Genomic DNA, 22,989 nt, shown 5'->3' with positions numbered 1-22,989 from the left:
CCAAGGATGAAACTGCTGTAGGAGCTTGCCTGCAAGCGATCCGAGCCCAAGCGAGGCAATCCGTTTCGAGTTTCGAGAAGCGAGTATCGAAAGGCAAAACCAGAAGCATGGAAAACGGTTGCTGTTTTTTTCTTCGATATATGCTTCTGGAATCCATACCTCGCCAAGGCTCGGATCGCTTGCAAGCAAGCTCCTACAGCGGCTTCGTAGAAATGCTGGAAAACTCGGGAACTTTTACGAGTTTCCTTTCCAATCAAGCGTAGCTTGTAGCTCACAGCTAATAATACTCCCGCAACCCGGCTTCCCAACTTTCCATCACCGCATCCACCCCCGCCAGCAAACCCGCTTTCACCCCCTGCTGATAACGCTGCGCCGCAGAGGTGGCAAGGAAACTTTCATAACTGGCAATCCGGTCTACCGGCAACTCTCGATAGGTGAAGGCAAGGGACAACACCGTCTGCTGACGCAGGAGCTGCTGCATCGGCTCTCGATGCTGTTGTAACTGCGCATCCAGTGCGGCGGTGTCCACCGGCACCTCAGGATCCGCAGCAATGGATTCGGCCATATGATTCGCCAGCAGCGCACGCTGCTGCAGCGTCACCGCCAGCGCCGAAGCGCCGGTCAAATCATCCAGCCGGGCCGCCGCCGCGATTCGCTCACGATCCGCCATCAGACTCTCCGCGGCCGCCTTCATGGCCGGCAAGCTGTCCGCTTGCTGCGACTGCAATTCCATCTCAGTAATTTTTTGCCCCAACGGCGAGCCATACCAGAGCTGCAGCGTCTCCATATCGCCCGGCTGCAGGGCCTCAGCCACCGCCCTCTCCACATGACGATAGATCACATCGCCACGGAAGGATTCCATGGCGATGTGCTGCAGCACCTCACGCTGCTCTCCATCTTCCAGTGCCGGATTCTGCGCCAGTGTGCCTTGCACCAGCTGGCCGAACACCGGCATCTGCGCATCCACACCTGAGTCGATCAGCAACCGGCTCACCGCCTGTCCATCCTTCGCCATGGCCAACTGGCAGACCAGCAACAGCGCCGCTGCCATCCATCGCAACCAGGACCGGTTATGGTGATATTGTCCGCTCTTCCCGTTATTCATTTATCCTGCCACTTTGCTGATCAGCTTCATCTTCAACCCTAACGACTTGTCCCCACCGTCGCCAGCACTTGGGCCTTATCCATGGCAGGGGTAAACTGGTCGCCACCCGCCAGCCGCTGCCAAGCTTCATGAAAAATCCCCTGATCGGTTTCAGCCTGCTCGCCCTGTCACTCCAAGCCTCAGCACAGGACTGTGAGCTGACAATCCATCACAGTGCCATTGATAACCGGCACCAGTTTCGTCTGGAAGTCAGCTGCCAGGGCACCTGGAATACGCTCACCTACCTGCTGCGAGCCAGCCGCACCCGCAACGGCACCACCCTGATCAACAGTGAGTCCAGCAAGCTGTTCATTAACGGGGATAGCAAGACCACAGGGGATGTGGAACTTGAGCTGCAGCCGGGAGATGACGTTCTGGTAGAAGCCCGCATCCTGCAGGCCTGCGAAGTACTTGGTGAAACCCGCCTGACCTACACACACCAACCCGGCAATGGCACCGGGCCAGCAGAATCAAAGCCGGAACAACAACAGGATCAACAGCAGTGACACCGCACAGGCTATCGCCGTGCGGATAACATTGGATCGGTTCCAGCGAGACTCGAAAGCCGCTCTGGCCTCGGCAATAGCCTCCTCACCCATGACCTCCAGATCAAGACGCTGCAAGGTGTTATTCAGCGGCAGATGAACCGCAATGGTGGAACCCTGCACCCCGGCCAGATAGCCACCCACCGCCAGCGACAACAGAACAAGATCTACGCCCTGCAGCACAGACAACCCCAGCAACCCGCATACGATAATGGCAACAGCAGAGCCCAGCCAGACCAGCAGAAACAGGGGATGGCCATCCTGAATCACCCCATCCGTCACCTGAAACGCGCGGATAAACGCCTTGTCATCCAGCGAACGAATCCCGGGCATGATCACCACCGCCCAGGCAAACAGAAAGCCGGCAACCAGAGAGCAAAGAAATGCGGAAAATACCAGGGACAAGTTTAGAAGGAACATAAAGGCACCATTAGTAATGGCATGCAGGATCACAGTCGTTTGTTATGTCCTTACCTTTATTTTTCGGAGGTAAAGGTACAAGACGATCACAAAACTTACCGCAACACCGTAAACCTGACAAAACACAACAGCCAGCCCCCAAAACCAGTTCAAGGGACTAAAAATAGACAGGAAAGCCCCCACAGAGAATGCATAGAATAGCGTCAATATCATTGAAACATTCAAAAAATTCTTGCTTCCCACGCTGTAAAAACCACCATTCAGCAGGTAGCTTGCTAAAGCTCCCGCCGCGTAAAGCGAAAACGCAAACAATGCCACTAAAAACCGTTGCTTTTTCTTATCGATAGATAGCTCTTTCCGAGCTTTCTCTAACTCCGACTCTGGGGCCCTATATTGTTCCATATTCCTTAATGCCACTAACGCCTTGCTCACCGGTAAATTGGGAGCGCAGCGAGTAATTTATCCGCGTGCAGCAATTTGTTAGGTTTGTCCAAAATAGGAGGCTTTACCTTTAAGCCAACGCTCATCTACAGCATTCCCATCCACAGCATTGGCCACCAAAATATCAGTTGTTTGCTCTGTATCTTTGCGGGAACTGACAACCTTTCCGTTAAATATCCTGACCATCCCGGCCTCATATAGAAAGTCGCACCCAAATAAGCATAGAGGAAAGACAATTCTTGGGTCCGTCTTCTCCGAATCAGTGCAATCAGCGCGCTTTTTCTTATGAGCAGTAACCAATGCTGCAACGGAATATTCTTTTCCACAAATAGCACAGTTTTCGCTCAGCTTCCCATTGAACAGCCATTCCCGAAGGATCGATTGCTCCCGTCTTACACGGACTTCTCTGGAGACTTCGGGGCCGCCAGTAGTTAATAGCCTCTTCAAGCGATTGCTGAAAACTCTATATCTTTCATCAAAATCAGCTGATGATTTGTCCGCATATTCGACCTCTGAAATGAGGGTGTAGGTGTACTTCTTACGAATATCCGTTTTGTCGACGAATACCAGAGGGGACGTAGTGACCGCCTTATCAATATTTGGCTTGCTAAATCCAAGTCCGAGTAAGTGGTCTTTCAGAGGCGGATACATACTCGGCCCTTTGCCTGCTAGATGCTGCACGACAGCCTGTTCGATTTCTGTTAAGGGCTGGGGCGAAACAAGGAAAACCGCAACACCATTGGTAATCTCAAACCACTTTGACTGATATATCCATTTTCGAATGACTTCAGAGCTGGGGTACTCGTACTTCTTAGTCCGCCGACGTAGAGAATTTCGGAGCGTCTCAGCAAGAACTTGAACATTATTGGAAGAGGAAATTGAGGCTACTTTCTCGCAGCTGTTTATAAGTGTGTTATCTCGGTTCTCGAAGATATACCACTGTTGATCACCGTCTTTAATAACTTCCGCCTCGGCACCAAGCTCCATAAAGCGCCATATTCGATCAGCCGCTTCTGGCCCAATTTCATCTTCGAGGTACGCCTTGGCAGCCAACCCAAGAAGCCCTGGCAGAGTCTTCGCTTTCTTGAAAGTCTTCTTGAGATCTCCTATCGCTGACTTCGTGCCCAGAAAAGTTTTTTCGTCAAACTCCGCTTCAGAACGAGAAAGCTTTGTCAGATCGTGGTCCACTAACTCGTAGTTTCCGATCGCCCTGAGGTCACTCCCTAGATTTAACAGTCCACGAATTCGAGTACTCGGGGAAATAACCCCCAAGCTTATGAGCCTTTTACGAACTTCAGGTATAGATTCGAAATCAACTTTACTAATTTCTTCTAACGCAACTCGAAGTACTGGGAAATGTTCGATCGATGCTTTGGTCTTGAAAGTAGAGTTGAGAACCTGCCGAACTCGCTCTCTGGTTCCGATCGAAAGCTGCTCACCTATTTGCTCAAGAGTGGGCCAAGCAATGTCACCAAACCCATAGTGCAGCAAAACAGCCTGTGCGTCCCTAGACTTGTTTACTCTCCTTAGGGGGATATTAATATCCAGCCACTGAGATAATTCTTCTTCGACGTTCACTATTTACTCCAAAACCTAACGCCCAAAGCAGCGGCCGAGCGTAGCGAGGTCCAGCCCCGAAGGGGCGATGCTGCCTTTGCTTGTTAAGTGCTTGCTCACTTGCATGCTAAACACTCTGCCTGATTGCTTGTAGAGTATTCCGCATACCAATAGTGCGGATCATTTATTTTTCGGTAATCTAGGCCGCTATTTTCATACGAGTGATGAAAGCGACGCTTTAGAATAACTATTTTCTTGCATTTGGGTGGCCAAGCTGATTCCTCGGCAATTTCGTTTCCCCGAGCCAGCTCTGACTTGAGAATTGCATTCAATTCATTTGATTCGAACAAGCCATGACTCCTTTATGCACTTAACGCCCGGCGCAGCGGGCAAATTGGAGCGAGGAACGAGCGGAAGTTTGGTCTGCCTGGCGCCGCTTGTTATGCATTACTAGACAAACCATAACAAACACCAACCAAAGACTAGGAGCAATGGCGGCACACCTATAGCTGATTGAGCTATTTTGGATCTAAACGTGCGAGTTAACAGCGATGATAAGAGTGATGCCAACCACAAAATAACAGCCCCATAGAGTGCCGCTCCAGAGAGATTATTTAAACGCCGCCATTCTTCTAAATCACCAACTCCAGACTTATCCATTGCCTGATCTGACTGCAACCCCAAAATAACGAATAATGAAATAAGAACAATCTGAATTAGAAGTGAAGCGCTCAAGAATCTACTCATGTCATTTCTGCATAACAGTTTATTCAATTGCAGATGCGATATAACACTTTGCTGTATATCCCCGATCAACCCTCGCCCCAGAATCACATCAAATTGTCTACCAATCAGCGACTTGGCCCACAGTCAGGAACCACTCTCAACAGACTTTTCTTGCAATTGCGTGTTGAACGGGAATTTTTAACTCGGACATTTCTTGCATCTACTTTTCCCAAAACACAACCTAACTCAATCACTTACAAAAATATGTAAGCCATATCCTACATATTCAACTTGCGCGCGGGTGAAAATGGGAGGTTTTTTTGGCCGCTCCGCAGCTGCAACACGCTTCACGCAACATGCGGCACGCAAAGATCAAAAGCAGATTTACCACAGAGTGCACAGCTGCAACCCCTTCGTCCCCCAAGTGGAACTCCTACAAAAGGCAAACCCACAGCGCGCCGCTGCAGAGGGTGGATTAGCCAAGTGGGAGCTATGCTTGCATGGCGAAGGGCGAAGCCCCATCCAATCTCGCCGAGCCCGGGTCGCGCCGCGAGCGACGCCTACGGGAAGGGCACGGCAGCAGCATCTTCCCGCTAATCCGCGATGAACCTTTTTTATTCGAGGAATCCGCCCCCAAACGTCAGATCGCGGGCACGGCCCCACCGCCAACTCGGCACCCGATCGCGCCTTGCAGCTTGCAGCTTGAAACTTGCAGCTGGTTTTTACTTCGCCGCGCTGAGTTGCAGCATATACAACACCGCCTGACGAACTTCCTCATCAGTGCAGTCGTAGCAATTGCCGCGGGGAGGCATGGCGTTGATGCCATGGATGGCTTCCTGGACGAGGGTGTCGAAGCCCTCTTCTTCCACTTCGTGGGACCAGTAGAGGCGGTGGTCCTTGCCCACCTGGGGAGCGCCGGCTGCGCCGCTGCCGTGGCAGTTGACGCAGTACTGACGATACAACAACGCCCCGCTGCGGGGTTCCGCCGTATCGGCGGAGGCAGTCGGGGCGCTGTTGGGGGAGTCACTGTCAGAGCAGGCGGCCAGTAGCAGGGCCGCCGTGACTGACAGGATCCGGGTCATGGTTACTTGCTTTCGCTAACCATGTACTCGACGGCAGCCTTGATCTCGTCGTCGGAGCAGGTCATGCACATGCCTTTCGGGGGCATGGCGTTGAGGCCGTCGATGGCGTGCTTGACCAGGGTAGCGTTGCCCTGGGCAATACGCGGGGCCCAGGCACCGGCATCACCGGTTTTCGGTGCGCCAGCAGCGCCAGTGGCGTGACAGGCAGCACAGGAGGCGTTGTAGACGGCATCACCGGAACGCGGGCCGCTGGCCACTTCTTCAGCGGCGGGGGCAGCAGTGCCACACTCTTCACCTTCCACACACACAGAACCGACAGGCTTGATGCGCTCTTCGATGGCTCGGTCGCTAAATACGGAACGCTCACCCAGCGGGTAGGGGGAGATTTCCTTGGTGCTCTTGGCAGCCACATTGCCGGCGGCAAACAGGGCGGCAATCAGTACCAGGCTGGCTGTCAGGATATTTTTCACAATTACACCTCTACTGTTCTGTGAATCGCCTCAGGGGGCGTGCGGTTCGCGATTATACCCGCTCAGGCCGTGGGGACAAAATGGCATCTTGTTTCGACTTTGGTGATGGTCAGGCCTGACACTGGATACCAGAAGCCAGATGCCGGAAAACCGGCCCTGCCAGCCCGAAACTCGCCTTTCCCATCCAGAATTTCAGGTTTTTCCGTCCGGCTTCAGGCATCCGGCGTACAGCAATACTTACATCATCCCATGTCAATACGGGGTAAACACAGAGTAAAGCGGCTACCTTCGTTGACCACGCTGTGAACCCGGATGTCGCCGCCATGTCGCTCGGTGACCACCTTGACGAAGCGCAGCCCCATGCCGGCCCCGCGCACGCCGGCACCACCACTGGTGCTGGCCCGGCTGAAGCGCTGAAACAGGCGCGCCTGGAACTCCGGCGGAATACCCACCCCGCGATCCCGCACCTCACAGCAGACCTGACCGTTTTCAGCATACAGGCGCACATCCACTGAGCTGCCCTCATGGCTGTACTTGATGGCATTGGTGAGCAGGTTGACCACCAGCCGCTCCAGCAATTCGTTGTTGCCCTGCACCCAGACGTCCTGATCCGGGTTGTAATCGAAGCGCAGCACGATATCGCGCTGCTGGGCCTGAATCTGCACCTGGTCGATAGCGCTTTCCACCACATCGAGCATGTCCTGCTCATTCATTTCCACGCTGTCCACGGCTTCCACCCGCGCCAGCTGCAGGAACTGCTCGGCAATGTTCAGGTTCTTCCTGGCATAGTGCTGCACGTTATCCAGAAACTGCGGCAGCTCATCCTGGCTGCTGCCCTGACGCATTTTCTCGGTGAGGGCCAGCACCGACACCATGGGCGAACGCAGATCGTGGGAAAGAAAGTCGAGCATTTCCGAGCGGGTACGCAGTGCGGATTTGACCTCGGAAATATCCTTGAAGGACAGGATCATCATTCGACCGGGGTTATCACCGGCATGCACCAGCAGCATGTCCAGATACAGATCCGCCCCCTGGCGGTTGCGGCATTCCAGCTGCGTGCGTCCTTCCGCCACGGTGCGGCACAACAGCTCATCCCAGCTGTGTTCGCGCAACTCCAGCTCCCGGCCGATGTCGGTGACCGGGAAATCCCCGCTGTTCAGACGCCCGGCATCCAGCCCCAGCAACAGGGCCGCCTGGGGGTTGGCAAAGACGATGCCGCCACAGGCATCAGCGATCACCACCCCTTCGCGAATCTGCGCCAGGGTGACCTGGAAGAAGCGGGTCAGGGCCTCCTGCCGCTCTTCTTCCCGACGCAGCCGCTCGATGTGATTTTCCAGTACCTCGTAGCGCGGCCCTGCGCTGGGCACCCCTGAGCGGATGCGCACCAGCATGGCATTCACCCAGTAGTCATAGGTATCCGCATCCAGCCCCTGATGCCAGACCACCTGCAGTTCGAACCGGCGCCCTTCATGACGGAAGCGATACTGTCTCGCCAGCGAGCCTTTCCACTGCTGGGCAGACAGGGCTTCACCGCCAGCCAGTCGGGAATCCGGCCCGCTTAGCTGCCATGCACGCACCGGCAATACCCGGTCCAACATCACGGCCAGCTGTTCCAGCGAGGCCGAGCGGGTGAGCCGGCGATTCAGTTCACTGTATTCCGACAGCCGTTCCAGCGCCTTGCGCATATAGGACAGGGAATACTCAAGCCGTCGCCAGGTCCACAACGGGTAAGCCATCAGGGCCGCAGTCATTGCCGCGGCCGGCGGCATCCACAGCCGCAGGGTAATCAGCATCACCATGCTCACCAGCATGCACGACAGCATGATGGCGGCCACCAGCGGGATGCTCCAGCGCGGCAGCACATAGGGCAACAGCAGGGGCGCCAGCAACGCCAGCAGGGCACTGAGGATCAGCACGCTGGGCATATTCAGTTCACGAATCAGACGGTCATCGCGCAGCGCGTCGAGCAGGTTGGCATTGATTTCCACGCCCGCCATGAGCTCACCATTGCTGGCCACCGGGGTGGGCAGCATGTCGCCCAGCCCCGCCGCTGTGGCCCCCACCAGTACAATACGGTCGCGGATCAACTGCTCCGGGATCAGGTTCTCCAGCAGCTCCACGGCGGACACCTGCGGGTAGCTGTTGGGGCCGCTGACAAAGGGAATATAACGGTGGTAACGGCGCACGTTGGCAAGCCCGGAGAACTCTTCCCCCTGATCGGAGGGGAAACGGTTTTCTGCCAGATCTCCTTCGTGCACCAGCAGGGTCTGGGTAATGTGCGGCCACCAGGCCTGACCAATGCCGGAGCGCATGTACACCGAACGGGCCACCCCATCGGTATCCAGCTCCAGATCCACATGCCCCAATCCGGCAGCCGCCCGGGCAAAGGGCGCATAGGGCAGCACCTCGATCAGCTGGCCACCGGCTCGCAGTTGCTCCACATGCACCGGCAGATAGACATGACCATTGGCGGCCATGGCATTCACCAGGGCCTGGTCGGAGGCAGGGTTGTTACGATCAGGCTCGGAAAGAATCAGATCCACGAGCACCGCACGGGCCCCCATCTCGGTGAGTCGCTCGATCAGTTGCGCGTGCACCTTGCGGTCCCAGGGCCAGCGCCCGATCTCACGGAGGCTGTATTCATCAATGCCGACGATCACCACATCACTGGCAGGTTCGTCCGGCAGGGTCTGCATCAGGTTGTCATAGATGTAACGGTCGACGAACGACAGCGCGCCGCTGACACTGAGCAGCACACTCAAGGCCGCCACCAGCAGCAGCACCGAGAGGTGCTCAGCCAGATAGCGACGCTGATCCACAGTCAGGCGGCGCCCCATGTGTTATAGCGCCAACATCAGGGCAACACCGCCGATGAACACCCACAGGTCCCAGGGCTTTTTCGCTTCCGGTTCTGGCTCGGGGGGCGGTTCCGGCGCCTGCGGCGCGGGCGGCTCGACGGGCTCCGGGGCAATGGTGATTTCCTGCCAAGCTTCCTCGCCGCGAAGGCCATGGTTGTCCACGGCGCGCACCAACAGGCGGTATTGCCCCACCGGCAGCGCCTGCTGCCAGCGGGTCTCGGTCAAATATTGCTGGCCCAGCAGCACCCCATCGTCCTGCTGGTACCACTCCACCGCATACTGCTGCGCATCAGCCTGGGCCGGCCACACCGCCTCGGCACCGGTATAACTGGTGGTCACCACCATGGCCGGGGCCGGCAACAATGCCACCGGTTCCATGGGAGGTTCATCAATGGCCGCCAGGGTGGCAAACCCCTGGCGGACTTCGCGGGTGGTCTCCCGGCCGGTCACATCCACCTGGCCTTCCAGCACCTCATTGCGTGACGTCTCGGCACCATCCACGGACAGGTAATATTCGGTACCGCGCACCGCCGCCACTACGCCCGGGGTATACACCTCGAAGGTGGCTTCATCCTGGTCCAGAGGGGTCACCGAGTTACGGATACTGCCGCGCTCCAGGCGCAGCTCGGTGCGCTCCCCTTTCTGCCCAAGGAAGCGACGGTACTGGTTGACCACCAGCAGACTGGAGGGTTTGAGCAGCACCACGGACTGATCGGCAAAGTGCACCCGCACGCTACCATCCATTCCGGTTTCGAGAGCATCGCCAAAGGCAATCTGATCGCCTTCACTGACCATCAGCGGCTCACCACCCTCTGCCGGATACAGCAGCACTTCCCCGCTGACGCCGCGGGCGGTGGCAGAAATAGGCTTTTCCTTGAGCCAGTCCATGGGCACCCGCAGTACATCACCGGGGCTGAGACTGTGAGGATTATCCAGGCCGTTGTAGGAGGCCAGTTCGCGCCAACAGGCCTGGGGCTGCTGGGCAAAGCGGTCGCAAATCTTCCACAGGGAATCACCGGGCCGCAGGGTATATTGCCAATCTTCCTGTGCGCTCGCCGTGGACGACAACAGTCCCAGCAACAGCGCCATCCATAGCCAGCCCTTCATGCAACCCCTTCCTGAATAATATGGTGCTTTATTCTTCGATCGGCTCCAGCCGGTATCCGTGCTGATAAACCGTCTTGATGCGATAGCCACGCTCGGGCCGAATCTGCAGACTGCGACGAATACGGCTGATGTGCACATCTACCGTGCGCGACTCGATGGGGGTCATAATGCCCCACACTTTTTCCAGCAAGTGGGCGCGACTCATCAGCTTGCCCACATTCTGGAACAGATAGCTGGCCAGCTCGAAATCCTTGTCGGTCAGTTTCACCGGTGTTTCTTCCAGCAGAATCTGCCGGCGGGCACGATCCACTGTCCATGGGCCCACCGTCAGCGCCGTTTGTTCATCCATTTCCGCTACCCCTGCCCGGCGCCCAAGGGCGTTGATCCGGGCCAGCAATTCCGCTTGCTTGGTCGGTTTTACCATGTAGTCATCCGCGCCGAGCGACAAAGCGCCGACAATTGAAGATTCATCATCACGCTGGGTGGCAAACAGCACCGGAGTGCGATTGCCACTGGCCCGCACCTCTTCGAGTACGGCATAGCCATTCATGTCCGGCACTTCCCAGTCCAGCAGGAGAATGTCGAAGGTGTCACGTCGCAACATCGACATGAAATCCCGCCCACTGGAATGATGGATACAGTTATGTCCCGCCTCTTTCAGCCAGTGAGTCACCAGCTCGGCCTGGGCCACATCATCTTCCAGATAAGCAATCCGCACGCTCTTCTCCATCTCTTTGCAGTCTGCGACTGCTGCAAAGACTACCGATTCATCAAAGAGTTAGCGGGAAAAGATTGTAAAATGCCCGCTCCTTGCATTCGACACCAAAACCCCGCCAAGTTCCATCACAACCCGCATTGTGCCGGACAATCAGGCCCCCTTCGCGGTCAGCTTGAGCCCAACAGGGCGACAACCTCCCTCCTGTGGACCGGGCGGCAATCGCGAATCCACGGCAGGGATCAGCCACATGCCAGGCCATTTCCATGCTGCGACCGGATGCGCAGAATATCGTCAAACGCCCTTCTGATGCGCCCCATCCATGGACGCCACCGCCACAACCGGCTATCATTCGCCGCCGTTGGATCCCCAAGTTCCAGCCTGCACAGCCAGGGCGCCAGATCGGCCCCAAACGCTGTGCAACCTGTTTTGCGCCCGTAGCTCAGCTGGATAGAGCGTTGCCCTCCGGAGGCAAAGGTCAGAGGTTCGAATCCTCTCGGGCGTGCCATATCAAAAAGGCCTCTCAGTTGAGAGGCCTTTTTTGTTGCCCGCGCAGCAGGCGCAACACGCAACATGCTGAAGGCAAATCGGCCTTGTTACCTGTCAGCAGAAGGTGTCGGCAGCCGGGAAAAGATGCCGATGATCGGCGTTCCCCGGGATCGCAGGATCGGCTCGATCTCACGATGCAGGGCATGGTATCGATAGAATGGCACGCGGGGAAACAGGTGATGGATGGAATGCAGATTCTGCCCCAGCCAGACCCATTCCAGCGGCTTCATCCATACCGGCATGATCAGGCTGTTGGTATTGCGATAGCGCTCGCTGACCCGGTAGGGGTGGTGGGGGCGATAGGCGAACCAGTACGCAGTAAACAACCCGCCACCGTAATACCCCAGTAGTATCACCAGCAGGGTACCGGGCTGATCTACCATCAGCAGATACACCAGCCGCCAGCCAACCGACACCAGCAACTCCCCACAGTAAATCCACCGCTGTTGCCATGAAGCGCTCCGCCAGCTGTGCGTCACAAAAAAGGTATTCTGCACCCACTGAAAACGCAGCCCGGCCGTAATCACCGCCAGCGGACTTTTCTCCATGCCACTGACAATGAAGTCCGGATCCTTGTCCGGCTGATTGGTATAACGATGATGGGTAAAGTGCTCAACGCGGTGCGAGGCGTAAGGGATCGCAATGATCGGCGCCACCAGATAGCCGCACAGATCGTTGATCCACTTGCGCCCTTCATGATGACCATGAATATTGCCATGGACCGCCTCATGCAGCGGCGTATAGGACATGTAGGTCAGCAGCGCCACCAACACGCAGGCGAGCCAGGCGGGCAGCGAACCACTGGCGAACAGTGCCAGGGTCCACACAAATGCCAACACCACCAACAGGGCCAACACAATAGTGGGCCAGGCCATGCTGCCCATGTGCCGTTTCGCTGCGGCAATAGCCTGCTGGTTTGATGTGGCCGAATCCATGGCCGCCGCCTCCTGTTCGGGTCGCTGAGTTCCCTCATGCGGAGAACCTGAAACAATCAGAATACCCTTAAACCCGAGGCGATAAACCACGCGCAGACAATAACAAACAATCCATATACAACCGGAATAAATTTTTGGCCGCTCTGCGGCCGCAGAGCAGCCAAAAAAATGCCCCGCTCGCGATTTGCGGAGCGGGGCGGAGGCTACGTACAGCAGTTAGGGAAACAAGGAAGGGGATTCCCCTGCCACTACCGCCACGTAGCCCATGACGTGCAGCACCGCAAAGCGGTTGTTGTAGCGCACGTTTTCAGCTGGCCATCAAGGCCGGTTCATTGCTGTCACAGGGCAGATCCTGCGCCAGCCAGTCGAACATGACAGAGCGAATCTCGCGAAAGTAGCGGCCACCCACTGTCCAGTGATCACAGCCCGGAATCTCGACCAGACGACAACGATCACCATACCGTTTCGCGATCTTGCGCTGCACGCCGATGGTTGTGATGCGATCTTCCACGCCACCAATGATCAGGATCGGGCAACGAATGCTGCCCGGCTCCACATTCGCAAAGGTTTTTTTGCTGAAAGCGGCCAGGGTCATCTGAAAGGTCACCATGCCGGATTCGTAACTGCACAGGTCGAATACTTCCTGCTGGGTCGCCGGACTCTGGGTGTTGGCAACACCGTACTGCACATTGGCCAGCTTCAGGTGGGTGGCGCTACGCCACAGCGGAAAGCGGAACAGGTTGCTGCCCAGGGTCCGAAATACCGATAAGCCGAGTCCGTTAATGCCTGCAGGCGCCGCTGACGACAACAGGATCAGGCGATCGCAAGGCACCCGCGCCGCGGTGAGCTGGGCCAGCAATCCACCCATGGAATGCCCCACCACAATAGGCGCGCTTTCCATTTTCTTTACGTGCTCGACCAGGAACTCCACATAATCCTGCAGCCGGGCTCGCGCCAGACTGGCAAGACTGGCGGTGGAATGCTCGGCACGGGGACGATGGAACGGCAGCGTCACCGAATCCACCCGATAGCCCTGCTCAACAAAGGCATCACGCACTTCGTGCAGGGTATCACCATCACTCCACATGCCATGAATCAGCAATACTGGCGGTTTGTTATTTTCGCTCATCGTTTTTCTCCCTGTGCCCGCCACGAATAGCTCTCCCGAATCCTGTGTTACCCGGGCAGGCACCAACAATCAGAATACCATCAGGCAGAGGCGCGGATTGGCTCTACGTTGTTGGCACGCGCCGCTTCACGGCCAGCAAATTCAAGAATGCCATCGTACACCGGATCTTCCGTCAGCAGTTTCTTGTCCTGGCCGTAGTGCATGGTCACTTTCCAGGGACCACCGCGCCCCTGACGAGGCATGCGATCCTTGGCGCGGTTAATATAACCCGGCGCAAAGCCATCCAGCATCCCCACCTCGGTCAGGTTATTGTGATGATCCACTGGTGTGGCCACAGTAGAACCGCGCTTTTCCATTTCCGCAAACAGACGACACAGATACTGGCCGCCGATATCGCTCTTCAGGGTCCAGGGCGCATTGGTATAACCAAAGATCCAGCCGTAGTTGGGAATATCCTGAATCAGCAAACCCTTGTAGGTCATTTTCCGGGTCAGATTCACCGGCTGATGATCCAGCTCCAGCTGCATACCGCCCATCAACTGCACATCCAGCCCGGTGGCGGTGACAATGATATCGGCTTCCAGATGCTGGCCGGACTTCAGCACGATGCCGGTTTCATCGAAGTGATCGATATGGTCGGTGGCCATGTCCGCCTTGCCGGAACGCAGCGCATCAAAGAAGTCACCGTCCGGGGCCGCACACAGACGCTGGTCCCAGGGCATGTAGGACGGCGTGAAGTGTTTCACGTCGATATTCGGGGCGCGCTTGCTCATGTGTGAGATCAGCAGCTTGCGAGCCTTCTCCGGCCAGCGCTGGCAGGCCAGGTAGAGGCCGCGCTGGAACAGGATGTTGCGCTTGCGGGTCATGTTGAACACCCACTTTTTCGGCAACACCTTGTTCATGGCAATGGAGATCACGTCGGTATCCGGCATGGCCATGATGTAACTGGGAGAACGCTGCAGCATGGTGACCTTGGCGGCCTTTTCCGCCATAGCCGGCACCACGGTAATGGCGGTGGCACCACTGCCAATCACCACCACTTTCTTGCCGCTGTAATCGAAATTTTGCGGCCACTGCTGGGGATGAACGATCTGCCCCTTGAAGCTTTCCTCGCCATCGAAATGCGGGCGATAGCCGTGGTCGTAGTTGTAGTAACCGGCGCAGTTGACGATAAAACCACAGGTATAGGTGCGGGTTTCACCACTGGCCTCATGCAGGGCGGGAATCTCCCAGTGTTGATCACTGCTGGACCAGTTGGCCTTTTCCAGTTTGAGCCCGTATTTCACCTTGTCGTACAGGCCAAATTCCCTGGCGGTCTCCGCCACGTATTCACGAATATCGCCCCCCTTGGCCAGCACCTTGTCGGAATACCAGGGTTTGAAGTTGAAGCCGAAGCTGGCCATGTCAGAGTCGGAACGAATGCCGGGATAACGAAACAGGTCCCAGGTGCCACCCACTTGCTCGCGGCGCTCAAGAATGGCCAGGGACTTACCCGGAAACTGACGGGCGATATGGCAGGCGGTGCCGATGCCGGAGAGTCCGGCACCAATGATGATGATGTCGTAGTGTTGAGTAGTCATCGTATTTTCCTTGTTATTAATCTCGCTCTCACCATCCACTATTCCAAAACCCGGGCTTGACAATATTGACGAATGCGGACATCTTTTTGACATATCGCGACATATTTTCAAGAACAAATACACCGAATTGCTGTGCACACAGGCACCCGCAATGACATCGGAGACAAGCGCGTGACCAGCCTGATCCGGGCCACCAATCTGTGGGGCTATGAAGAACAGGTCCGGAGCAGGGGTGCAGATCCGCTTCCACTTCTCGCCAGACATCACATCCCCGCACAGGATGACCGCGAGGACCAGAGCTTTCTGGTGCTCAAGGACTTCATCGCCCTACTGGAAGACACCGCGGACAGCCTCGGTGATCCGGCGTTCGGCATGAGCCTGGCAGACTACCAGGGCATGGACATTCTCGGTCCCATCTCGGTGATTGCCCGCAGCTCCATGACCGTGGGCGACGCCATTCAAAGCATCGGGCGCTACCTGCATCTGCACTCCCCGGTGCTCAGCGTGGACACCGAAATGGTGATGCTGGACGGACAACCCGCCATTCAGTTCTTTTACCGTATTGATAACAGGGGCCTGGGCTACTGGGTGCAGCCTTATGAACTGGGCATGGCCAATGCCATGCAGGTGATCAAGCTGCTTTGCGGGGACGACTTTCAACCCATCTCCGTTCACTTCATGCACCCGCGCAGCGCAGAGATGACCGCCTACCGTTCCATGTTTCAATGCCCGGCCTTTTTCGAACAGGACTGGACTGGTTTCTATCTGCCCATGTCCACCTATGCCATGCCACTGTCCAGTGCCGACCACCAGACCTGGCAACTGGCAGAGCGCTATCTGGACTCCCAACAGACACCCAATGCCAGCAGCTTGTCAGAGGACATCACCGGGCTGATCAACACCCTGCTTCCCACCGGCCGCTGCTCCAGCGATACCATTGCCTCACACCTGTCCATGCACAAACGCACCTTGCAGCGACGTCTGGCCAGGGAAGGGACAACCTATGAGCAGCTACTCAATGCGGAGCGGATGAAGCTGGCCAGGGAGTACCTGATGGAGCCCAATCTCAAACTCAGCCAGATCGCCGGGCTGCTCGGCTACTCCGAACAATCCGCCTTCAATCGCGCCTGCCGCGACTGGTTCGACCTCACCCCGCGGGCCTTCCGCCAGCAGCTGATCGGCCAGTAATCCCCCGGTTACGCCCCTCCAGATCATGACCTCCCGCCCCTAAACAGTTGGTTTACTTTGTATATTTATTAAGCAAAGGCAACATTATACAATGTAAACGTGAAGCACCTTCATGGCATTAGACAGCATGTTTACGCCATTTTAATTAAATATTGACGACAAACGGCACATTTTTGCCGCGCAACCCCATGGCCAACCCCGCCCCCACGGTGATACCGTGCGCGCGCAAAACTCATAACTCGGGAAAGCTATGATGAAGTATTCAAACAAGATGATTTTGGCGGCCTCTATTGCTGCCGCATCAAGCCAGGTAATGGCCAATGGCCTGTCACTGAACGAGCAAAGCGCCAGCAGCGCCGGCTCCGCCTACGCCGGTCGCGCCTCCACCGCCAGCGATGCCAGCATTCTGTTTGGCAACCCGGCCGGCATGAGCCGCCTGAAGCGCGCCGAAGTGTCCGGCGGCCTGGCCTTTATTGATGCCAGCACCGACATCAGCAACACCCAGGGCCAACTGGCCCCCGGCCTGCCGGTGAGCGGCACCAACGAGGGCGACATGGTGCCCTTCTCCACTGTGCCGTTCGGCTACTACGTGACCCCGATTAATGACAAGCTGCACGCTGGCATCGGCCTGTACGTGCCCTATGGGGTGGAAAGTGATTACGAGGACACCTTCCAGGGCCGTTACCATGGCCTCAACAGCCTGGTACAGGTGGTGACTATCCAGCCCACCATCAGCTACGCCTTCAACGACAAGGTGTCTGTGGGCTTTGGTCCGACCATCAACCATATCGAAGGCAAGCTGACCAGCGCCCTGCCCGGGGCAGCCTTTGCCTCAATTAATCCTGCTCTCGCGCTCGAACCAGACGCGGACGTGGAGATCGAGGGCGACGATATCGCCTACGGCTACAATCTGGGCGTAATGGTTGCGGTCACCGATCGCCTCGACTGGGGTCTCGCTTACCACTCCAAGGTGGACTACAACCTGGAAGGCGACACCACCATCACCGGCACGCCAGCACCGGTCGCACCGGCTCTGGATGGCAAATACGACGCGGAAGTGGACATCACCATGCCCGAATCCGTGGACACTTCCATCAGCTTCAAGGCCACCGACGAAGTGACCCTGTATGCCGGCGCCACCTGGACCCGCTGGAGCCGCCTGGAAGAGCTGGTTGTCGAAAACAGCGCCGTACACCCCATGTTCGCATCCAGCTTCGGTGAAGTCTCCGAAGAACTGAACTGGGAAAACACCTGGGCCTTTGCCATCGGTGGTGCCTACCAGCTGAATCCGGACTGGGTACTGCGCGCCGGCTATGCCCGCGACAACAGCCCCACCCGTGATGCCGACCGCACCGTGCGCATTCCCGTCAGCGACCGCGACATCCTCACCCTTGGTGCGGGCTGGAACGTGTCCGAAGACCTGACTCTGGACGCGGCCTATGCCTACATTAATGAAGAGAAAGGCGGCATCAATCAGGATTACTACAGCGGTGACTTTGAAAACACCGCCCACGGCCTTGCCCTGCAGGCAACCTACCGCTTCTGATTGCGGGAATGCGGAAACAAAAAAGCCGGGCTCAATGCCCGGCTTTTTTATGCCGCTCTGTGACCGCTTCATGCATCACGCAACAAGCAACACGCGAAAGACCAAACAACCCGAAAACGAAGGCTTTGCCTTTCGAAACTCGCTTCTCGCCACTCGCTGCTAGCTTTCCAGCTCCGCATCCGCCTTGTGGATCGGATGTCCATCACTAACCCGACCTACCCACAGCGGATGAGGCTCGGCGAGACGGACACGCCTGCGGAAGTGCTTGCGCACCAGCCACAGCAGCCCCGCCAGCGACAGCATCACCCCATTGATCAACAGCACGTCCGGATCGCGCCAGGCGCGAGCCCCATCCAGCACCAGAGAAAGCACGGGAATCAGCAGATACAGCCACGGCAGAACACGCAGGCCCTGGCCGCAAAAACGCAATGGCGAAGCCCGCAGACTCCAGCCTGCCAATGGCACCAGCACCAGCCAGAACACCAGCCGCTCCAGCCACACCACCTGATCCGCCCAGGGGGAATACAGGCCCAGCTTGCTGACCCAGAAGCTCACCGCCACCCCGGCGACCACACCGACACAGACACCCAGCGTGAGACGCAACAGTAACGCCGACGCCCGTGAAGGACCGGCACGATCACTGCGTCGCTCACACCAGAGAATATTGCCGGAGACAAACAGAAGGCAGCCCAGCAGGCCTAACAGGAAATACATCAGCTTCACTGCCAGCCCGCCGTAATCGCCAAAGTGCAGCGCATACACCACCGACAGAGAGGCGTTATTGAGGTCCCGCTGCGCCGGACTGATCACCCGCAGTGGCTTGAGGGTCGGATCCAGCACCACATGGGCATGATGGCCAAGGTAGCCAGGAACAGTGCCAGCCACATCCAGCCACCCGTCACTGTCGCCAAAGCCCCGCACTTCCACCCAGGCCACCTGCAGTCCCGGCACTTCATGCTCGGCGGCGGACAGATAATCAGCCATCAGCGCCATGGTCACCGGCTCGCCACTTGTGGTCATGGCCGGCCACACGTCGGTCTTCTTGCTGATTACCTCTTGCAACTGGGGACCGAACACCAGCGCGCCCAACAGCAACGCCACCACCGTAAACAACCCCATGGCGGCTCCGGTGATCGCCATGATCAGATGAAACGGCAAACTCACCACCCCGATCAGGTTGTGCAGGTTTTTCCAGTAGCGGCGCAGGTTGCCCTGGTGCTTGAGGGCAAGCAGCTCGCGACCCAGTTTGGGCCAGTGAATCACCAGTCCACTGAACAGGGCCACGCCGTAGAGCGCCGCCACCAGCCCCATCAGGATCATGCCGATATTGAGCAGACCGGCACCACCCGGAATCGCAAGCTGGTAATGCAGCTCATTAATGAAGTCGGCCAGCTCAGATCCGGGGCGGGACAGGTAGCCATCATCGCCCCCGAAATGAGACACCCTCGCGGTCTGCCATTCTCCATCCTGCTTCCACATGGCGGCAGGGTCGTTCCCGGGCTGAAAGTAGAGTCGCTCGGCCGCTTGCGGGAAACGCTCCGTCAAACGCTCAAGGAAGGTATCGGCATCCAGAACCGTCGCGTTTTCAGCAGGCCGGTCTTGCCAGTGATGCAGCTCATGATGGAAAACATTGATGGCGCCGGCAAAAAAGGCCACGAACAGCAGCAGTCCGCTGACCATACCCGCCCAGGCATGCAGATCAATGAAACGACGCAAACGATCCGCCTTCATGGGCCACCGCCATACAGCGTCGTGGTCTGCAGCAACAACAGCGCCACACCGTTAGCTGCCAACAATCCCGCCAGCGCCGGCCAGCCACGCTGTGGCAGGGCGGCCAGTGCCACCAGCAACATCCACAGGGTCACTACCAGTAGCAGCATCAAAACCAACCAGGAAGCCCAGGGCACCGGGAGAGCAGCGGCCAGCAGACCGCTGAGCATCACGCTGAGGGGCAGGGACAGCAGCGCAGCAGGCCACAACCTCATGGGCGGCCTCCGTTTTTCTGGTAGGTATCTCGCTGATGCGCTGCCAGCAGGGTTTGCACTACCAGCGCCAGAATAAACAGCCACAGGGCAGCCATCAGGCCAACCCCTATGCCAAGCAGAACGACCCACAAGCCGGCAGCCAGGAGCAGCAGCAATATACTGACCAACCGCTGCCAGGACGCCAGCGGCGCGGCCAGCCAGCGCTGTTCACGGTCGGTAAGATAAAAAAGTGCAGCCGAAACCAGCGTCAGTAGCGACGCGGCAATCCCCATCATCGAGAGTTCCCTTCCCAATCCTGATAATGGTTCTCATTTAATAGCAGCAGAAAAACAGCGTCAATGACGCAAGCGATATGCCAATTAATGAACCGGGCGAAGAGGCAACAACGCCTCGGTAGAAGTACTCAGACGCGCGGTGGACAACCGACGCCAGTCAATGCCGTCACGATCCGGCATCCACACATCGCGGAAGGCTGCGGCATCTGCCACGGCCATTTCCGGACTGAGCATGGCGGCCCCATAACACCCCTCGGCAGACAAACCACCCACCTGACGCATCACTGACCACCAACCGGCAGGCCGGTGGTGCAAGCCCACATGGCTCAGATTGCAATCCGTCACCGGCTCCGCCACCGCACACTCCAGCCTGCTGTCCTGCTGGGTGCTGACACCCTGGCGCCATAGCGCCGACCCCCCCACGACCACCAGCGAGGGAAAGGTACGGGTCAGCGCCTGCAAGGCTTCCGCCTCACTCAGCGGCTCCCCAAGAATCACCCGATAAAACACCGGTCGCTCCGGGGCCACCTGCCGAATCACCCCTGCTTCCAGCCAGCGCAGGGTCACATCCAGTGCACTGTCACCCTCACCGGGCAAGCGTTGCTTCAAATCCGACAGGGAAAAAATCTTTGGCATGCTGTCCAGTGACGGTGCCATCGCGTCCAGCTGAATCATGGTTCCACGACCCGAGCGGCCGGCAACGGCAAGCCCAGCCCCTGACGCAGCACCATCACCGCCCGCAGCAACTGGCAGCAGATGGCCACATGGCGAGGCTCGGGAAGGCAATCTCGGCGCAACAGGGCAGCCTGCCCAAGACGCACCTCCAACTTCTCAATCTGGCCTTCACTGATCCGCCCCGGGAACTGTCTCGCAGTAAGACGATACGTCAACAGCCGGCCCTGCAGATCTTCTTCCAGAGTGACATATGCACGCAGCACAAGGCTGTGGCTGCCCAGACGGCGCATGGTACGTGCGGCATGACGACGACGGGGCTTGTCCTTGCGGAGAGGAATCATCGGCAGCAACAACCGGGACAACTTGTTCAGCCAGCGCACCCAGCCCGCCCCCCGCTGCAGACTACTGAGATACCACCACCAGGCCTGCAGACGCGCAATATCACTGTGCAACACCCGAGCCTGACGCCACTGCCAGCCACCCACGCCGGAGGCGAGCCCGGCGCGGTACACCGCCAGATACTCAGACAGGGCCTGCAGGCGATGCTCCACGGCTTCGAGGGCAAGGCCGTTGAGGCTGTCACTGCTCGGCGAGCGGGAGGACGTCATTGGAAAGCTCCTGGTGCTTCGGTTGAGACTGCTGTAGATCACACAATCGAACCCTCGGCCTTTTCGAATCCAGTCCGGGGAGCACTAATAGCCTAACGCCGCCCCCGCCATCCCCCCAGCCCGAAAATGTGCTTTTTCGTAGTGCCGCGTTGCGGTTTGTTTCGTCGCGGTAAATTGCAGGAACCAGTTCACAATAATTTTTACGTAGGTCATCGCTCATACCCCTAATGGCTGATATCTTACGCATTTATTCTTAGCTTTATGGGTAATTCCTTGCGCAAAGCCCTGATCCTTTTTCTTGTTGCCGTACCGGCATTTCTGGTTGCCCACCCCGGCGGACTGGATAAGCAGGGCGGCCATACTGACCGCCATTCCGGTCAATATCATTGCCATCGCGACCAGTGCAAACAGACCCATCAGAAACAACGCCAGGCGGAGCAGGAGGCCCTTGAGGCGGACAGGGCCTTCAGCACCCTCTACGACCGTGATCAGTGGCCACACTGGATTGATGCGGATCACGACTGTCAGGACACCCGGGCTGAAATCCTTATCCAGCAAAGTCAGCAACCGGTCACGTTCAGCAATGCCCGCCATTGCACCGTGACCAGCGGCCGTTGGTACGACCCCTATACGAATATCACCTTTACCAACGCCCGCTCTCTGGATATTGATCATGTGGTGCCACTGCGACACGCCCATGGCCACGGCGGAGACCGCTGGGACGAAGCCCGCCGCCAGCAGTTCGCCAACGATCCTGACAACCTGATTGCGGTCTCTGCCAGCGCCAACCGCAGCAAGGGCGCCAGCAGCCCCGATCAATGGCTACCCGAGAACATGGGATACTGGTGCGAATACGGCCGCCGCTGGCAAGCACTGAAACAACGCTATGAATTGATGATCACGCCGCCAGAACAGGACGCCCTGAACAAACTGGCCGCCACCTGCCGCTGAATCAGCGATGAGCCGCGAGCAACCAGCTGCAAGGAAAGCCGGATTCAAAGGATTAATGAGCCTGACAACTTAACGCTCGTAGCTCATGGCCAAAAAAAGGCCGCACCCGATTCCGGGCGCGGCCTCTTTCATCGCAACAAACTCCAACCTATACCGCGTTGATGCGTGTTGCGTGTTGCGTGCAGCGCGGTTACTGCTCTGCCGCATCCTTCATGCTTTCCATGGATTCTTTTGCACTTTCTGCGGCGTTATCCAGGTCTTCACCCATTTCTTCCATGGGGCCCTGCGGATCCATGCTCTCAACCGCCTCATCCACTTTTTCGCCCGCTTTTTCTACCGGGCCATCATTGCTGTCACAAGCTACCAGCAGCGCAGACAGGGAAAAAATGGCGGCCAATGTCGCTTTAGTGAAAATACGCATACACTCACTCCTTTGCTCAGTGATACAGACGACCACCACCCTAATGATGTGGCGGCACACTGGCCATGGACCGACCCACAGA

At 57.5% G+C, this 22,989-nt stretch carries 22 protein-coding genes and 1 tRNA gene; 5 read left to right on the top strand and 18 right to left on the bottom strand.

The genetic code is table 11. The features are described 5' to 3' along the window. Nucleotides 1-277 precede the first annotated feature (277 nt). Nucleotides 278-1,105 carry a DUF2059 domain-containing protein gene (locus MWU49_RS13455; RefSeq protein ID WP_246973294.1) on the bottom strand — a complete coding sequence of 276 codons (828 nt, stop codon included), beginning with the start codon at nt 1,103-1,105 and terminating at the stop codon, nt 278-280. A 128-nt stretch (nt 1,106-1,233) separates the two neighbouring features. On the opposite strand from MWU49_RS13455, the gene MWU49_RS13450 reads away from it, so the two are divergent. Beyond that, on the top strand, nt 1,234-1,650 hold the full coding sequence (locus MWU49_RS13450) for a hypothetical protein (protein WP_246973292.1): 417 nt from the start codon (nt 1,234-1,236) through the stop codon (nt 1,648-1,650). Here MWU49_RS13450 and MWU49_RS13445 read toward each other — a convergent pair. The 8 genes from MWU49_RS13445 to MWU49_RS13410 form a co-directional block, all read right to left on the bottom strand. After that, on the bottom strand, nt 1,615-2,109 hold the full coding sequence (locus MWU49_RS13445; RefSeq protein WP_246973290.1) for a DUF1772 domain-containing protein: 495 nt from the start codon (nt 2,107-2,109) through the stop codon (nt 1,615-1,617). The two genes, MWU49_RS13450 and MWU49_RS13445, sit on opposite strands and share 36 nt — an antisense overlap. 42 nt (nt 2,110-2,151) lie before the next feature. Beyond that, nucleotides 2,152-2,511, bottom strand: a complete 360-nt coding sequence (locus MWU49_RS13440; protein WP_246973289.1) for a hypothetical protein — start codon at nt 2,509-2,511, stop codon at nt 2,152-2,154. 78 nt (nt 2,512-2,589) lie between these two features. Further along, nucleotides 2,590-4,128, bottom strand: a complete 1,539-nt coding sequence (locus tag MWU49_RS13435; protein ID WP_246973288.1) for a hypothetical protein — start codon at nt 4,126-4,128, stop codon at nt 2,590-2,592. Nucleotides 4,129-5,555: 1,427 nt separating this feature from the next. Beyond that, nucleotides 5,556-5,915, bottom strand: a complete 360-nt coding sequence (locus MWU49_RS13430; RefSeq protein WP_246973287.1) for a c-type cytochrome — start codon at nt 5,913-5,915, stop codon at nt 5,556-5,558. A 2-nt stretch (nt 5,916-5,917) separates the two neighbouring features. Next, nucleotides 5,918-6,376, bottom strand: a complete 459-nt coding sequence (locus MWU49_RS13425) for a cytochrome c5 family protein (protein ID WP_246973402.1) — start codon at nt 6,374-6,376, stop codon at nt 5,918-5,920. A gap of 251 nt (nt 6,377-6,627) precedes the next feature. Further along, complete coding sequence (locus MWU49_RS13420; protein ID WP_246973286.1) at nt 6,628-9,222, bottom strand: CHASE2 domain-containing protein; 2,595 nt, start codon at nt 9,220-9,222, stop codon at nt 6,628-6,630. 3 nt (nt 9,223-9,225) lie between these two features. After that, nucleotides 9,226-10,350 carry a FecR domain-containing protein gene (locus MWU49_RS13415; RefSeq protein ID WP_246973284.1) on the bottom strand — a complete coding sequence of 375 codons (1,125 nt, stop codon included), beginning with the start codon at nt 10,348-10,350 and terminating at the stop codon, nt 9,226-9,228. A gap of 28 nt (nt 10,351-10,378) precedes the next feature. Continuing rightward, nucleotides 10,379-11,068, bottom strand: coding sequence for a response regulator transcription factor (locus tag MWU49_RS13410; protein WP_246973282.1), 690 nt, complete (start codon nt 11,066-11,068; stop codon nt 10,379-10,381). Between the two features lie 428 nt (nt 11,069-11,496). Here MWU49_RS13410 and MWU49_RS13405 point away from each other — a divergent pair. Then, nucleotides 11,497-11,573 (top strand) — tRNA-Arg (locus MWU49_RS13405). Between the two features lie 88 nt (nt 11,574-11,661). Here MWU49_RS13405 and MWU49_RS13400 read toward each other — a convergent pair. The 3 genes from MWU49_RS13400 to MWU49_RS13390 form a co-directional block, all read right to left on the bottom strand. After that, the gene (locus MWU49_RS13400) at nt 11,662-12,549 is read right to left on the bottom strand and encodes a fatty acid desaturase (RefSeq protein ID WP_246973280.1); all 888 of its coding nucleotides are present in this window, start codon (nt 12,547-12,549) and stop codon (nt 11,662-11,664) included. 307 nt (nt 12,550-12,856) lie between these two features. Then, nucleotides 12,857-13,678: an alpha/beta hydrolase gene (locus tag MWU49_RS13395; RefSeq protein WP_246973278.1), complete on the bottom strand. Its 822-nt coding sequence runs from the start codon at nt 13,676-13,678 to the stop codon at nt 12,857-12,859. Nucleotides 13,679-13,758: 80 nt separating this feature from the next. Further along, nucleotides 13,759-15,258, bottom strand: a complete 1,500-nt coding sequence (locus MWU49_RS13390; RefSeq protein ID WP_246973276.1) for an NAD(P)/FAD-dependent oxidoreductase — start codon at nt 15,256-15,258, stop codon at nt 13,759-13,761. Nucleotides 15,259-15,429: 171 nt separating this feature from the next. Between MWU49_RS13390 and MWU49_RS13385 the strand changes: the two genes are divergently transcribed. Both MWU49_RS13385 and MWU49_RS13380 read left to right on the top strand, forming a co-directional pair. Beyond that, nucleotides 15,430-16,446: an AraC family transcriptional regulator gene (locus tag MWU49_RS13385; RefSeq protein WP_246973273.1), complete on the top strand. Its 1,017-nt coding sequence runs from the start codon at nt 15,430-15,432 to the stop codon at nt 16,444-16,446. A gap of 250 nt (nt 16,447-16,696) precedes the next feature. Next, nucleotides 16,697-17,992, top strand: a complete 1,296-nt coding sequence (locus MWU49_RS13380; RefSeq protein ID WP_246973271.1) for an outer membrane protein transport protein — start codon at nt 16,697-16,699, stop codon at nt 17,990-17,992. A gap of 159 nt (nt 17,993-18,151) precedes the next feature. Here the strand turns inward: MWU49_RS13380 and MWU49_RS13375 are convergent, their stop codons facing one another. The 5 genes from MWU49_RS13375 to MWU49_RS13355 form a co-directional block, all read right to left on the bottom strand. Next, on the bottom strand, nt 18,152-19,723 hold the full coding sequence (locus MWU49_RS13375; RefSeq protein WP_246973269.1) for a PepSY-associated TM helix domain-containing protein: 1,572 nt from the start codon (nt 19,721-19,723) through the stop codon (nt 18,152-18,154). Next, nucleotides 19,720-19,977, bottom strand: coding sequence for a hypothetical protein (locus MWU49_RS13370; protein ID WP_246973265.1), 258 nt, complete (start codon nt 19,975-19,977; stop codon nt 19,720-19,722). Before MWU49_RS13370 ends, MWU49_RS13375 begins: the two co-directional genes overlap by 4 nt. After that, on the bottom strand, nt 19,974-20,252 hold the full coding sequence (locus MWU49_RS13365; protein ID WP_246973263.1) for a hypothetical protein: 279 nt from the start codon (nt 20,250-20,252) through the stop codon (nt 19,974-19,976). The genes MWU49_RS13370 and MWU49_RS13365 overlap by 4 nt, the downstream gene beginning before the upstream one ends. Before the next feature lie 84 nt (nt 20,253-20,336). Beyond that, a complete protein-coding gene (locus MWU49_RS13360) occupies nt 20,337-20,927 on the bottom strand; it encodes a hypothetical protein (protein WP_246973261.1) in 591 nt (196 codons plus the stop codon). Next, on the bottom strand, nt 20,924-21,535 hold the full coding sequence (locus MWU49_RS13355) for a hypothetical protein (RefSeq protein WP_246973260.1): 612 nt from the start codon (nt 21,533-21,535) through the stop codon (nt 20,924-20,926). The genes MWU49_RS13360 and MWU49_RS13355 overlap by 4 nt, the downstream gene beginning before the upstream one ends. 273 nt (nt 21,536-21,808) lie before the next feature. On the opposite strand from MWU49_RS13355, the gene MWU49_RS13350 reads away from it, so the two are divergent. Further along, nucleotides 21,809-22,486, top strand: a complete 678-nt coding sequence (locus tag MWU49_RS13350) for an HNH endonuclease (RefSeq protein WP_246973259.1) — start codon at nt 21,809-21,811, stop codon at nt 22,484-22,486. 190 nt (nt 22,487-22,676) lie between these two features. Here MWU49_RS13350 and MWU49_RS13345 read toward each other — a convergent pair whose 3' ends face one another. Continuing rightward, nucleotides 22,677-22,907, bottom strand: coding sequence for a hypothetical protein (locus tag MWU49_RS13345; protein ID WP_246973258.1), 231 nt, complete (start codon nt 22,905-22,907; stop codon nt 22,677-22,679). Nucleotides 22,908-22,989 lie beyond the last annotated feature (82 nt).

It is taken from the genome of Alcanivorax sp. S6407, assembly GCF_023016115.1.
GTDB lineage: Bacteria > Pseudomonadota > Gammaproteobacteria > Pseudomonadales > Alcanivoracaceae > Alcanivorax.
Note: the sequence above shows the minus strand (reverse complement) of the source record. Positions and strands in the feature narration are given on the sequence as shown.